13 protein-coding genes are annotated in these 15177 nt (G+C 43.4%); all 13 read right to left on the reverse strand.

Features of this window, described 5'->3' with window-relative positions:
- Nucleotides 1–102 precede the first annotated feature (102 nt).
- A complete protein-coding gene (locus ACXAD1_RS17635) occupies nt 103–630 on the reverse strand; it encodes a L,D-transpeptidase (RefSeq protein WP_206838425.1) in 528 nt (175 codons plus the stop codon).
- A gap of 21 nt (nt 631–651) precedes the next feature.
- Nucleotides 652–1644, reverse strand: coding sequence for an aromatic acid exporter family protein (locus tag ACXAD1_RS17640; protein ID WP_206838428.1), 993 nt, complete (start codon nt 1642–1644; stop codon nt 652–654).
- Between the two features lie 116 nt (nt 1645–1760).
- A complete protein-coding gene (locus tag ACXAD1_RS17645; protein WP_474910673.1) occupies nt 1761–2483 on the reverse strand; it encodes an amino acid ABC transporter ATP-binding protein in 723 nt (240 codons plus the stop codon).
- Entirely contained in the window at nt 2476–3135 is a 660-nt protein-coding gene (locus ACXAD1_RS17650) for an amino acid ABC transporter permease (RefSeq protein ID WP_206838435.1), read from the reverse strand. Before ACXAD1_RS17650 ends, ACXAD1_RS17645 begins: the two co-directional genes overlap by 8 nt.
- Before the next feature lie 95 nt (nt 3136–3230).
- Nucleotides 3231–4022 carry a transporter substrate-binding domain-containing protein gene (locus ACXAD1_RS17655; RefSeq protein WP_370224758.1) on the reverse strand — a complete coding sequence of 264 codons (792 nt, stop codon included), beginning with the start codon at nt 4020–4022 and terminating at the stop codon, nt 3231–3233.
- Between the two features lie 183 nt (nt 4023–4205).
- Entirely contained in the window at nt 4206–4643 is a 438-nt protein-coding gene (locus ACXAD1_RS17660) for a BrxA/BrxB family bacilliredoxin (RefSeq protein WP_009332872.1), read from the reverse strand.
- Nucleotides 4644–4870: 227 nt separating this feature from the next.
- Nucleotides 4871–5989, reverse strand: coding sequence for a methylmalonyl Co-A mutase-associated GTPase MeaB (gene meaB / locus ACXAD1_RS17665; RefSeq protein WP_370224756.1), 1119 nt, complete (start codon nt 5987–5989; stop codon nt 4871–4873).
- Complete coding sequence (gene scpA / locus ACXAD1_RS17670; protein ID WP_474910674.1) at nt 5990–8182, reverse strand: methylmalonyl-CoA mutase; 2193 nt, start codon at nt 8180–8182, stop codon at nt 5990–5992.
- Nucleotides 8172–10022, reverse strand: coding sequence for a methylmalonyl-CoA mutase family protein (locus tag ACXAD1_RS17675; protein WP_474910675.1), 1851 nt, complete (start codon nt 10020–10022; stop codon nt 8172–8174). The genes scpA and ACXAD1_RS17675 overlap by 11 nt, the downstream gene beginning before the upstream one ends.
- Before the next feature lie 199 nt (nt 10023–10221).
- Complete coding sequence (locus ACXAD1_RS17680) at nt 10222–11550, reverse strand: dihydrolipoamide acetyltransferase family protein (protein WP_370224753.1); 1329 nt, start codon at nt 11548–11550, stop codon at nt 10222–10224.
- Between the two features lie 128 nt (nt 11551–11678).
- Nucleotides 11679–12662, reverse strand: coding sequence for an alpha-ketoacid dehydrogenase subunit beta (locus tag ACXAD1_RS17685; protein WP_113884415.1), 984 nt, complete (start codon nt 12660–12662; stop codon nt 11679–11681).
- A gap of 12 nt (nt 12663–12674) precedes the next feature.
- Complete coding sequence (locus ACXAD1_RS17690) at nt 12675–13670, reverse strand: thiamine pyrophosphate-dependent dehydrogenase E1 component subunit alpha (protein ID WP_206838453.1); 996 nt, start codon at nt 13668–13670, stop codon at nt 12675–12677.
- Between the two features lie 79 nt (nt 13671–13749).
- A complete protein-coding gene (gene lpdA / locus ACXAD1_RS17695; protein ID WP_474910676.1) occupies nt 13750–15171 on the reverse strand; it encodes a dihydrolipoyl dehydrogenase in 1422 nt (473 codons plus the stop codon).
- Nucleotides 15172–15177: the final 6 nt, after the last annotated feature.

The raw sequence follows: 15177 nt of genomic DNA on the forward strand, positions 1-15177 counted from the left end.
ATTTATCTAACATATTTTAGAATTTATTTTACATCTATAACACTTTCCAGTCATACAAGGCATTAAAAAACTGCATCCATTCAGATGCAGCTGTACATTCTTTTAATTATCTTTTTTTATTGCGCCGTATTCTCTTCCTAGTTCGTCAAAGTTTTTGGTCGAGGTGACTACTAAGATCTTTGTTCCAATCGGCACGGATTCATATAACGACTCGACAGCTTCATTCTGCAGTCTAATACATCCATTGGAGACATATCTGCCGATGGACGATGGATCGTTGGTTCCGTGAATGCCATAGATTCTGCCATCTGTTTCCTCTGCGTCAAACCCAATCCATCTTGACCCTAGCGGATTACGGGGGTCACCGCCTTTAATTTCCTTTTTCCTATAGTAAGGATCCGCTGCCTTTACAGTAACAGTAAACAGGCCTTCAGGTGTAAGATCATCCGTTTTCCCGGTTGCAGCTGAGATGACATTCTGGACATTATTATCCTGAATATACGCAACTTCATTAGTCCGTTTATTGACAATTAAAAATGGATCTCCTGGCAGCGGGTTGGGTCCCAAAGGCCAGATTGGGGAAAATGAAAAAAACATGATGGCCGCTGCAGCAAACTTCAGCATGATCATTCACGCTCCAATTCCTTTTCCTTAGTTTGCTTCTGCTGTCCTGTCTTGATTCATTTCCCTATCCTTTAATCCTATAAAAGAGCTTTTTATAATTAAATACTGTTCCATTTCTTTTACAAAGTGAAGCAGCGCAGCCCGTGCCTCAAATTCCTCTCTTGTCTTGGGGAGCTCCATATTTTCAAATGAAACTCTCATTCGGTATAATTTCTCCAGAAATTGAATGGCCGTATTCCCTGGATGAATGTGGTCCGATAACTCCTCAATAAAGTCAGCAATCATCTCCCCCTGTTCAACAGGCAATGCAATGGACGTAACACTTGGAAGAACACGCTCAATAATCTCAAATTGTTTTTCCCTCATTTTAAAATAGTGATAATATAAATTATCATTCCTTCGGAAATGGTTTTCGACATCTCTGAAAGCCAATGTTTTTGCCTTATCGATCAATTCCATCGTTTCAGTGATTTCTCTGCCATCCCAGCTGCTTTCATGCGTGCGCAAATACTTCACGATTTCATCAAAGATTATCTTAAAGTTATCCTCTATCTCGAGTCTATACTCCTTAAGCTTCGATTCCAGACTGGGCATATAGAGGTTTGCGATGAGCGCCACACCAATACCGACAGTAATAATGCCCAGTTCATTCAGCAGGAGTTCCTTTGAAACTTTCCCTGCAGAATAAATATGCAGAATAATAACGGAGCTTGTCACTATCCCATCACTGGCCTTTACCATGACAGCTGCGGGGATAAAAAACAAAAGCAGCAGTCCAATTACAAGCGGATGGTAGGCAATCCCCTCAAAAAACAAGGAAGAAAACACCATTGCCATTAAGCAGGCAAAAAAACGGTCCCATGAAGCGCGCAGAGACTTTTTCTTCGTTACTTTTATGCATAAAATAGTTAAGATTCCTGCAGAGACAAAATTATCAAGCTGCAGCATTTGTGCAATCATAATGCTAATGGAAGTTCCCACGGCAGTCTTGATTGTCCGGTAGCCAATTCTGTACTTCATTTAGTCAAACTCCTATATTCATTTGCCCGCATCAAATTATAAGAAGGCTGTTAGTTTTGAGAAAAGCGAAAGAGAAGATGATCCTTTTGATCATCTTCTCCCATAGCATATATCGATTATAGCATTTTTTGCAAGAAATCCCTTGCACGTTCACTCTTAGGACTAGAAAAAAATTCTTTAGGTGAAGAATCCTCTACAAGCACGCCGCCATCCAGGAAAAGCACCCTGTCTGCCACTTCACGGGCAAATCCCATTTCATGGGTTACAATTGCCATTGTCATGCCTGTATGGGCTAAATTTTTCATAACGTCCAGCACTTCTTTCACCATTTCCGGGTCAAGAGCGGATGTCGGTTCATCAAACAGCATGACATCAGGCTTCATAGCAAGAGCTCTGGCAATCGCGACCCTTTGCTTCTGTCCCCCGGATAACCGATTTGGATATTCGTATGCTTTGGCTGATAATCCGACCTTCTCCAAAAGCTCGAGCCCTGCTTTCTCAGCGTCCGATTTCGAAACTCCCTTAACCTTCATTGGTGCATAGGTCAGGTTTTGCAGAACCGTTTTGTGTGGAAATAAATGAAAATGCTGAAAAACCATTCCCACATTTTGGCGCACTTTCATAATGTTCGTGCTCTTATCCGTAATGTTCTGCCCGTTAATCATGATCCGGCCGTCTGTAGGCATTTCTAGGAGATTGATGCAGCGCAGCAATGTTGACTTGCCGGAACCGGATGGACCAATAATTGCTACTACTTCGCCATCTTGAATACTGGTAGAAATACCTTTAAGAACTTCAAGTTTACCGAAATGTTTATGCAAATTTTCCACTTTAATCACTGCGTCTCATTCTCCTTTCGATCCCTTTTCCAAGCACAGTCAGGATCATAACCATAATGTAATAGATAAGCCCGGCAATCAGTATTGGTTCGAAGTATGAAAACTTTTCGCCTCCCACGATGTAAGCCCGGCGCATCACGTCTGTAACACCAATAACCGTTACGATTGCAGACTCTTTTGTCAGGGTAATAAACTCGTTCATCAAAGCAGGCAAAATGTTTTTCATCGCCTGCGGGAGAATGATATCCATCATGGCCGGCCTATATGGTACACCTAAAGCCATGGCCGCTTCACTTTGGCCCTTATCTACGGCCAGGATGCCGGCCCGGATAATCTCCGAAATATAGGCTGCTGAGTTTAGTCCAAAAGACAAGACGGCAGCTGTGGAAGGATCAATTTTATACCCGATCAGCTGTGGTGATCCATAATAAATGAGCATTAGCTGAAGAACAAGAGGTGTTCCTCTAAAGACGGATGTATAGGCATCTGCAATCCACCCAAGAGGTTTAAATCTGCTGATTTTAAAGAATGATAGAATAATGCCTAAGACAAAACCCAGTATCCCTGCCATAGAAACTATTTGAAGCGTGACGCCAATGCCTTTCAGTATATATGGAAGGGAGGGGATGAACTGCTGAAAATCCAGATTCACTATCTTTCCATCCTCTCTATAAGTAGTTTATTAGTTTTCGAGAAGAATAAAGCGTCCAAAGGAAAATATGCCTTGGACGCCAATTCCCAGCGGAATTATTTGTTATCAAACCATTTTACGATTAGTTCTTCCAATTCACCGTTTTCTTTCATCTTCAAAAGCTCTGCATTAAATTTTTCAGTTAAATCGCTTCCTTTAGGAAAAGCAATGGCCGAACCTGCCTCCGCTTCAGCTTCTTCGATAGTAAAACCGGCTAAATCTTCATTTTTTTCAAAGTATCCTTTAGCAACAGTGTCTTCAATCATGGCAGCATCAAAACGGCCTGCCATAATTTCCTGAATCAATTCAGGGATGCGATTGCGGTTTTCCACAGTCATATCAACTGTCTCACCAATTTCTTCTGCTTTATCTGCCTGGATGGAGGCAAGCTGAACTCCTAAAGTTTTTCCGTTCAAATCTTCCAATGACTCAATTCCGCTTCCTTTTTTTGAAACGATCATGTGGCTCGCTGTATAATATACATCACTGAAATCAACGTTTTGTTTGCGCTCTTCAGTAGGTGTCATACCGGCCAGAACAAAATCAACCTGGCTTGTTTCCAATGCAGGAATCAATCCGTTAAAGTCCATATCCTTTACTTGTATCTCATAACCCAGTTTTTCAGCGATCGCTTTGGCCAAATCCACATCAAAGCCGATAATTTCTTCCCCTTTTGCGGAATCTACATATTCAAATGGCGGATAATCCGCTGACGTGCCCATTGTTAATACTTTTTTATCTGAGTTTTCCCCTGATCCGCTTCCCGTGCTGGCTTCTTCACTTGTGCCGCATGCAGCTAATACACTGACTAAAAGTATACTTAAAGCAAACATGATGACTTTTTTCATTTTAGTTTCCCCCTATAAAATATGAATAATTTCTGCATAACTATTAATAAATATTCACTAAAATGAATTTTAACAGATTTTTATATTTATGCAATAACATTTTTAAATATTTATACGAAGTTTAATTATTCAGACAAGTATACACACAAAAAAAAGTCCCGAAATTCGGGACCTTTCCGCTATTTAAAGCTCTTCGCAATATTTCTCAAAGGTATCCTGCAGTTTTTGAACAACAGCCATTGGCTCATGTCCTTCAATTTCATGGCGCTCGATCATCGTGCATAATTCTCCGTCTTTAAGAAGAGCAAAAGATGGTGATGATGGCGGATAACCGGTAAAATAAGATCTTGCTTTTTCTGTTGCTTCTTTGTCCTGGCCGGCAAATACAGTAACCAAATGGTCAGGGCGCTTATCATAATGCAGGGAATGCATGGCCGCCGGACGGGCAATTCCGCCTGCACACCCGCAGACTGAGTTCACCATTACAAGTGTTGTGCCTTTTTTATTAAGGGCTTCATCCACTTCTTCCGGTGTCGTTAATTCTGTATAGCCAGCATGCACAATTTCCTGCCGCGCCTGCCTTACAACATCATTCATAAATAAATTGAAATCCATATTCATAATCATCGCTCCTCTGCCAAATTTCTTTTTCACTATATACATAATACCAAGACAAGAACAAATTTTACAATCAAGTCAATTTTTCGAATAAAAAAGTTTAGCTTTTGGGTTATGGGGGAAAGATAAAACTACAGCTAGATCCATACCCCTAAACTCCCTAGATTCGCCAGTGCCCGCAAGGCACTGGCCATTTTTTTGTATGAAAAGCTGCCCCGGCGCGGGCAGCTTTATCTTTTCGAATAGATATTAAACAATTCTTCCACTGCAGATGTAACCGTCCTGTTTCCTGCGATGACCTCGTTTTCGATTTTTGGAAGGAGCGGCTTTACTGCAGGATGATAAAAAAAGCTGAATTGAAGCTGATCGAGGATCATGGAATGGATCCATTGTTTTGTCTGGAGTCTTCTTCTTTCCTCAAACACGCCTGAGGCTTTTGAGGTATCTTCAAATGTTTTGATTACTTTCCATATCTCAGGGATGCCCTGATTAAAAACAGAAGAGCAGGTATAGGCTCTGGTTTGCCATCCCTTTGTAGCAGGCTGGAGAAAATGAAGAATACGGTTATATTCTGCTTTTGTTTTCTCGGCCAATTTTTTATTGCTTCCATCGGCTTTGTTGACAATTACCGCATCCGCCAGTTCCATAATGCCTTTTTTCATTCCCTGCAATTCATCGCCTGCCCCTGTCAGCGTTAATAGCATAAAAAAGTCAACCATGTCCCTGACAATGACCTCACTTTGTCCCACACCGACTGTTTCGACCAGAATTACATCAAAGCCTGCCGCTTCACACAGAAGCATGGTTTCTCTTGTTTTCCGGTGGACTCCTCCCAATTTCCCTGCTGAAGGGGAAGGCCTTATGAATGCATTTGGGTTTCTGGACAGCTGCTCCATTCTCGTTTTATCGCCAAGGATGCTGCCGCCGCTCAAGCTGGAGCTCGGATCGACGGCAAGCACCGCTACTTTTAATCCTGCATCACATAGGTATGTCCCAAATGATTCAATGAATGTGCTCTTACCTGCTCCCGGCACCCCTGTTATCCCAATCCTGAGCGATTGTCCTGAATGGGGCAAAAGTTTGAGCAGGATTTCCTGTGCATGACGAAAATGATGTTCTGCATTACTTTCAATCAGAGTGATCGCTCTGGCAAGCACACCTCTGCTGCCATTCAAAATGCCTTCTTCCAGAACGTTAAGATCAGGGAGGGCGGCAGATTTTTTTTGAAACCTGCCTTTTTTCTCAAATTTCAGCTCCGGCTCACCTGTATCCACACCACCGCGGACAATGCTTGAAAAATTATCTGCTTTTTCTTCATCAAACCATTCCGGTTTCTTATCCTCAGTCATTTACTGGGTCACTTCCTCATACCCGAGACGGCTGTATATCTCCCTGATGACTTTTTGGGCTGCCACTGGAATGACGGTGCCCGGGCCAAAAATGGCAGAAGCACCATGCTCATATAAATACTGATAATCCTGTGCCGGAATAACCCCGCCAATGACGACAATAATATCTTCCCTGTCCAGTTTTTTCAGTTCAGCGGCAAGCTGCGGAAGAAGGGTTTTATGTCCGGCAGCAAGTGAACTGATGCCAATGACATGAACATCATTTTCTACAGCCTGCATGGCTGTTTCTTCCGGTGTCTGGAAAAGAGGGCCTATATCCACATCAAAGCCGAGATCGGCAAAGGCAGTGGAAATGACTTTTGCTCCTCTGTCATGTCCATCCTGCCCCATCTTGGCAATCAGAATCCGCGGCCTCCTTCCCTCATTTTCAAGAAATTCATCTGTCATCTGCTTCACTTCTGCAATTTCATCTTCGTTGGAAAAAGCAGAACTGTACACGCCGCTGATAGAACGGATAATTGCTTTATGGCGATTGGCCACTTTTTCAATCGCTTCAGAAATTTCCCCAAGAGTGGCTCGAACCCTGGCTGCATTTACTGCTAGCTCAAGAAGATTTCCTTCCCCTGTATCTGCAGCTCTTGTAATAGCTTCCAAGGCTTCAGCAACTTTCTCATTATCGCGTGAAGCCTTCAGCTGCTCCAGCTTCTCGATTTGCTTTAATCGGACAGCTGTGTTATCAATATCGAGGATATCAATCGGCTCTTCTTTTTCCAGCCGGTATTTATTCACACCTATTATGGTTTCTTTTCCGGAATCAATTTGTGCCTGCCTTCTGGCTGCCGCTTCTTCGATCTTCATTTTTGGCAAGCCTGTTTCGATCGCCTTGGCCATTCCGCCAAGATTTTCGATTTCTTCAATATGCTCCCAGGCGCGCTTAATTAACTGATCTGTTAAAGCTTCAACATAATAAGAGCCGCCCCAAGGATCAATTACATTCGTGATCCCTGTCTCTTCCTGAAGGTACAGCTGCGTATTTCTAGCTATACGGGCAGAAAAGTCTGTCGGCAATGCAATGGCTTCATCCAGTGCATTCGTATGAAGGGATTGTGTATGGCCCATTGAAGCTGCATGCGCCTCAATGAGAGTCCTTGTTACATTATTAAACGGATCCTGCTCTGTTAAGCTCCAGCCAGAGGTTTGAGAATGCGTTCTAAGTGCCATTGATTTTGGATTATCCGGCTCGAAGGTCTTCATCATTTTTGCCCATATGAAGCGGGCTGCCCGCATTTTTGCCACTTCCATAAAGTAATTCATGCCGATTGCCCAGAAAAACGAGAGCCTTGGTGCAAAGGAGTCGATATCGATTCCAGCTTTAAGGCCGGTTCTTACATATTCGAGACCATCTGCCAGCGTATAGGCAAGTTCAATATCAGCAGGAGCCCCCGCTTCCTGCATATGATAGCCAGAAATACTGATGCTATTGAACTTAGGCATGTATTTTGAAGTATATTCAAAAATATCGGCAATGATCTTCATGGACATTTCCGGAGGATATATATATGTGTTGCGCACCATATATTCTTTTAAGATATCATTCTGGATCGTTCCAGAAAGTTTCTCCTGGCTTACTCCCTGCTCTTCCGCTGTAACAATATAAAAAGCCATGACAGGCAATACCGCTCCATTCATCGTCATGGATACAGACATTTGATCTAAAGGTATCCCATTAAACAGGGTCTTCATATCCAGGATGGAATCAATGGCCACGCCAGCTTTCCCGACATCTCCCTCGACTCTTGGATGATCTGAATCATAGCCTCTATGAGTAGCCAGATCGAAAGCGACTGATAAGCCTTTTTGACCCATTGCAAGGTTGCGCCTGTAAAAGGCATTACTTTCCTCTGCAGTAGAGAAACCGGCATACTGCCGGACAGTCCATGGCCTGTTCACATACATGGTTGAATATGGCCCTCTTGTATAAGGGGGCAGTCCAGGCTTACCGTTTAGGTGCTCCATGTCTTTAAGGTCTTCATTTGTGTACAGAGGCTTTACATTTATTTGCTCATTTGTTTCAAAGAGAAGATGATCAATGGATGAATCGATTTCTTCCTCAGCTTTTCTTTTCCAGTCATCTTTGGCTGATTGTTTTGCTTCAAGAATATCCAGGCTTTTAAAATCAGGTTTATTGGCCATTGCTTGCCGCCTCCATCTCGTTCAGCATATTTAAGAGAGTTTCATAGCAATCGCTCTTTACATGAATGTATCCGCCGATGCCAGCGTTCTCATTCCTCTCTTCGGGAAGGCCGGCTAAATAGATTTCAGCTGACGGGAAAGCTTCTTTCAATTGTTTAATTAAAGGTACAGCCATGCTATCGTATAGTTCATTTGATCCGCAAATAAAATAATGCCTGCAATTTGTTTTTTGAATAAATGCTTCAGCATCTTCAGGGTTATATACCGAACCGCTTTTAACTGCATCAACCCCTCCGGGAGCCAGGAAGCCGGAAATAAAATCAGCACGCGCCTTATGGTCTTTCAATGCTCCCAGACAGATAAGACCTGCTTCAGGACGAATGCCCTTTCCTTTTAATCTTTCAGATAAATTCCGCAAACCCTCGAAGGACTCAGAAAGACGAACCTGTGTGATAGTCTTGAGATCACTCCTGCTGTTACGGACGGTTTCCATTTCTATCTGAAGCGGCTTTTCATCAAGATTTGCATATATATTCGTTCCGATGATACTTTGTTTTCTTGTATGAACATCTTTCTTCTTCTTTTCAAGTACTTGAATAATCTGATCCTGAACCCATCCTGATTGGAGGGCATCCGCCATTCCACCCTGCTCTTCTATCTCAAGGAAAAGTTCCCAGGATTTAGAAATCAATTCATTTGTCAGATGCTCAATATACCAGGAGCCGCCTGCTGGATCAGACACCTTCAGTAAATGCGCCTCTTCCCTTAAAATCAACTGAGTATTGCGGGCAATCCGTTCTGAAAAAGGAGTTTGAGATCCTTCCGGGTCATTAAATGGGCTGACATGAAGGTATTGGACTCCTCCCAAAATTGCTGCAAACGCTTCATTTCCTGCTCTCAGCATATTCACATAGGAATCATAGGCTGACTTTGTAAAAAAGGATGTCTCTGCTGAAATGACCATTTTTTTACCGTCACCATCAGCTCCGTATGCTTCTGCCACTTTTCCCCATAAAACCCTTGCGGCACGCAGCTTGGCGATTTCCATAAAAAAGTTTGAGCCAACAGCAAACTTAAAAACCATTTTGGATAACATTTTTTCGGTACTTTTGCCTTTTTCAAGAAAATATTGCAGGTGATTTACCCCTGCTGCAAGTGAAAATGCAAGTTCCTGGACAGCATTTGCGCCGCCATTATGATAGATCGCAGAATTTACCATGATTGTTTTCAGGCTGGGCAGATTTACAGCTGCCACACTCACCGTTTCATTCAAATTTTCATATAGCTCATCGATTGAGCGGCCGTTCAGTGAATCGGCAGCAGCAATAGCTAGCGGGTCGGCGGCAATGTATCCAGAGACTTTTTCTTGTCCTTTTACTGCACTAAGACCTGCTATTAATAAGTGCTGATTTGGGCCTGCATCCACACTGAAAGGATATTTGTCATAGAGTTCGCCAACAGCCGCGCTTATCTTCTCTGGATTTTTTAACAGTTCAGGCTCGAAAGCCAGCGCTGTCTGCCCTTTATTTATGGCGGCATGGAGTTTATCTGACAGCTCTTCGGAAGTGGAAGCACTAATTTTCTGTGCAACCTTCCATTTTTCTGACAGGTATCCGGCTGCATAGGAACCTCTTCTAAAATCTTCTAAGCCCGGATACTGAGATAATGCACCAGTTCCCATGTCTTCTCTGGAATAAAGCGGTTTCAATTTTATGTTTTCATATGTATTTCGTGATAATGTTTCTAAGGATTTCCCTTTAAGAGCTTTTTCCGCATTTTGTTCCCAGTCTTGATTTGTCTGCTGCGGGAATTTTTCTTTAATCATTTTCTTTAATGACATAATTTGCTGTCCTTATAGCTGACAGCGTTCCCTCCCCTCATGCGGCAGCGGACCCGTTTCTTGTAACCAAACAATGCCGCAAGAAAATTATAATAAAATTCTAAATTCTCCATATACCTATTTTAGTATACAAAAGAGAAACAAGCAATGAACAATAAGAAACCGCTGCCCCTAAGCAGGGCAGCGGCAATTTTCTTTATTAATAAATAGTTGTATTTTCTTTAGATGTGTTCTCAAGAATTTCTTTCACGCGCTGCAGGAATCGTCCGCATACCAGGCCGTCAAGCACACGGTGATCCAGGGACATACAAAGGTTCACCATGTCACGGACAGCAATCATGCCATTGTTCATGACAACAGGACGCTTAACAATGGATTCAACCTGAAGAATTGCAGCCTGAGGATAATTGATAATGCCCATTGACTGGACAGAACCGAATGAACCGGTATTATTTACAGTGAAAGTTCCACCCTGCATTTCAGCGGAAGTCAATTTGCCTGTACGTACTTTTAATGCAAGGTCATTGATTTCACGGGCTATACCCTTAATCGTTTTTTCATCAGCTGCTTTGATGACCGGAACGAATAACGCGTCATCTGTTGCAACCGCAATGGAGATGTTGATATCCTTCTTCTGGATAATCTTATCTCCTGCCCACATGGAATTAATCTGCGGGAATTCCTTAAGGGCCTGCGCAACAGCTTTTACGAAGAAAGCAAAGAATGTAAGGTTGAAGCCCTCTTTTTGCTTAAACTCACCTTTGATGCTGTTACGGTATTCGACAAGATTTGTAACATCTACTTCCATCATTGTCCAGGCATGTGGTGCTTCATGTTTGCTGCGAAGCATGTTTGCTGCAATCGCTTTACGCACTCCAGTAACAGGGATTTCAACATCACCCGGCATTACTGGAACATTAGGTGCTGGCGCTGCCTGTTTTGGTGATGCTGGCTGGGAAGGTGCCGAAGACGGTGCCGGCGCTTCTGTCTTTTCCGGTGCTGGTGCTGATGCAGCGGCAGCAGCTGCCGCTGTAGGAATATCTCCGGACTCAATGATTTTCATAAGGTCTTTACGGGTAATTCGTCCGCCGGCGCCTGAACCTGTAACTTGATTTAAGTCAATGCCGTGTTCCTGTGAAAGCTTTAGGACTGCAGGTGAATAGCGGACTCCATTAGGAGCTTCTGATTTTGCAGGTGCCGCTTGTGCAGAAGGTGCTGACGCAGAAGGTGCATCAACTTCTTGCTTAGGCTCAGATGGAGCTGGTGCCGCCGCTGCTTCACCGCCGCCTTCAGTTTCGATTGTCAGAATAACCTGGCCAACTTCATAAGTTTCGCCTTCTTCTGCAACCAATTCTTTGATTACACCTGAGAAAGAAGATGGGACCTCCGCATTTACTTTGTCAGTCATTACTTCAGCAAGCGGATCATATTTATTTACTTTATCTCCAACGGAAACCAGCCATTTGCTGATTGTCCCTTCAGTAACACTTTCCCCAAGCTGGGGCATTTTAATTTGCTCAATAGCCATTGGGTAACCTCCTTCTAGCTGCCCGCATTTTGCGGGTCATGCAGCTGGTGCAGCTGATCCGGAATGAATTCCAGCCGGAGAGCCGCATCATCTGCGCTTTCCATTTTTATTAGCTAAGATGCCAGTTATTAAAATTCAGCCAATTCACGCATTGCTTTTTCTACTTTATCAGGGTTAACCATAAAATATTTTTCCATAGTTGGGGCGTAAGGCATTGCTGGCACATCAGGACCGGCAAGCCGTTTGATTGGTGCATCCAGTTCAAACAGGCAGTTCTCTGCAATAATGGCAGAAACTTCACTCATGATGCTGCCTTCTTTATTATCTTCAGTAAGAAGAAGCACTTTACCTGTTTTTGACGCAGCTTCGATAATTGCTTCTTTATCAAGCGGATAAACCGTTCTTAAATCAAGGATGTGCGCTGAGATGCCATCTTTGGCAAGTCTTTCAGCAGCCTGAAGAGCGAAATGAACGCATAGGCCATAAGTGATCACTGTGATATCTTCACCCTCGCGTTTGACATCCGCTTTTCCGATTGGCAGAACATAATCATCATCAGGAACCTCGCCCTTAATCAGGCGATATGCACGCTTATGTTCAAAGAATAGTACAGGATCCTCGTCACGGATTGCCGCTTTCAATAACCCCTTTACATCATAAGGGGTAGAAGGCATAACAATCTTAAGTCCCGGCTGATTCGCAAATACTGCTTCGACAGATTGGGAATGATATAGCGCTCCATGAACACCGCCGCCATATGGTGCACGAACAACAATCGGACAGCTCCAGTCATTGTTGGAACGGTAGCGGACGCGTGCCGCTTCTGAAATAATCTGGTTAACCGCCGGCATTATAAAGTCGGCAAATTGCATTTCAGCAATCGGGCGCATTCCATACATCGCTGCACCGATTCCAACCCCTGCAATCGCTGATTCAGCAAGCGGAGTATCAATTACGCGGTCTTCGCCAAATTTATCATATAGTCCTTGTGTCGCTTTAAATACGCCACCTTTTTTACCTACGTCTTCACCTAAAACAAATACCTTTGGATCTCTTTCCATTTCCTCGCGGATTGCCATTGTTACCGCATCGATATAAGAAATTACAGCCATATTCTCTCCCCCTTACTGTTCAGCATAGACATGCTTTAAAGCAGATTCCGCTTCTGCATATGGAGCGTTTTCAGCATAATCAGTTGCTTCGTTTACCAATTTCATAACCCGGTCATTAATTTCCTTTTCGATCGCATCATCCATAACGCCATTTTCTTTCAGGTATGCGCCAAAAGTAATTATCGGATCTTTTGTTTTCGCTTCAGCCACTTCATCAGGAGCACGGTAGCTTCGGTCATCATCATCAGATGAGTGAGGAGTTAAACGGTATGAAATGGTTTCGACCAATGTTGGCCCTTCTCCGCGGCGGCCTCTGTCTGCCGCTTCTTTCACAGCTTTATATACTTCAAGCGGATCGTTTCCGTCAACTGTTATACCCGGCATGCCGTATCCAATAGCTCTGTCAGATACGTTTTCGCAAGCAAGCTGCTTTTCAATCGGTACCGAAATTGCATATTTATTATTCTCACACATAAAGATGACAGGCAGCTTATGAACACCTGCAAAGTTCGCACCTTCATGGAAGTCCCCCTGGTTTGAAGAACCTTCACCAAACGTTACAAAGGTTACCAGATCTTTTCCTTCCAGCTTTCCGCCAAGAGCAACGCCAACAGCGTGAGGCACCTGTGTAGTTACAGGTGAAGAGCCTGTTACGATACGGTTTTTCTTTTGACCAAAATGTCCAGGCATTTGGCGGCCGCCTGAGTTTGGATCTTCTGCTTTGGCAAACCCTGAAAGCATTAATTCCTTTGCAGTCATGCCGAACGTAAGGACTACTCCCATGTCGCGATAGTATGGAAGAACATAATCCTTCTCGCGATCAAGTGCAAATGCAGCACCTACCTGAGCAGCTTCCTGTCCCTGACATGAAATAACGAAAGGGATTTTTCCGGCACGGTTCAAAAGCCACATACGCTCATCAATACGGCGAGCTAATAGCATGGTCTCATACATTTCAAGAACTTTCTCATCACTTAAACCTAAATCTTTATGACGGTTTTCAGCCATTTATACAACCTCCTAAGCTAATATGTATCCCGGGCTCCAAAAGTGAGCCTGGACTATTTCATTTTATTAAATTGAAACTTTATCCGTGGATAGCTTTTCCATCAACTGCAAGGGCAGCTTCACCGATTGCTTCAGATAACGTCGGATGAGGGTGGATGGTATGCGCTACTTCCCATGGAGTTGCATCAAGAACACGCGCCAGGCCTGCTTCTGAAATCATGTCTGTTACGTGCGGGCCTATCATATGGACACCCAGGATATCATCAGTATCCTTATCTGCCACAATTTTGACAAAACCGTCGGATTCACCAAATACGAGTGCCTTTCCGATAGCCCGGAATGAGAACTTGCCAGTTTTGACATTATGGCCTTTTTCTTTAGCTTCATCCTCTGTTAATCCAACGCTTGCCGCTTCAGGTGAACTGTAAATGCATTTAGAAACCAGGCTGTAGTCAATTGGAGAAGGATTCTTGCCGGCAATGTGCTCCACGGCTGCAATGCCTTCATGAGAAGCAACATGTGCAAGCTGAAGGCCGCCAATAACGTCACCAATTGCATAGATATGGGATTCCTTTGTCTGGAAGTATTCGTTTGCTAAAACAAATCCCTTTTCAATCTGAATATCAGTATTCTCAATGCCAATGCCCTCTGTATTTGCCTGACGCCCCACAGAAACAAGCAATTTCTCTGCTGAGAATTCCGCTTGAGATCCTTTCACTTCAGCTGAAATCGTAACTCCTTCGCCTTTCTGAAGGGTTTCAGGAAGCACTTTTGCTCCTGTTACAATTTTGACTCCCTTTTTCTTCATAAGGCGCTGCATTTCTTTTGAAATTTCTTTATCTTCCGTAGGAATAATGCGGTCAGCATATTCGATAACTGTTACCTCAGCACCAAAGTCTGATAACATTGATGCCCATTCGATGCCGATGACTCCGCCGCCAACAATTATAATGGAGCTTGGCACTTCTTCCAAAGCTAAAGCCTCATCCGAAGTCATTACAAGCTGTCCATCAATGTCCAATCCTGGCAGGGTACGAGGACGTGATCCAGTTGCTACAATAACATTTTTAGGGATCAGCATTTCATTTTCGTCCCCATTGTTCATTTCAACAGAAATTGTCCCTGGCATCGGAGAGAAAATAGAAGGTCCAAGTATACGGCCTGTCCCTTCGAAAACATCAATCTTGCCTTGCTTCATCAAGTGCTGAACACCTTTATGAAGCTGATCAACGATTTTGTTTTTTCGTTCCTGCACCTTACTGAAATTGATTGATACTTCACTTGTCATTACACCAAAATCTTCACTGTGTTTAGCGGTAGCAAACACTTCAGCACTTCTTAATAAAGCCTTGCTTGGTATGCAGCCTTTGTGAAGGCAAGTCCCTCCAAGTTTTCCTTTTTCAACGATTGCCGTTTTTAAACCAAGCTGTGAAGCACGGATGGCAGCTACATAACCGCCTGTGCCTCCGCCTAAAATCACCAAATCATATTCCTGTGCCAAGTTGCT

It is taken from the genome of Cytobacillus sp. ABV4_503 (assembly GCF_056158445.1).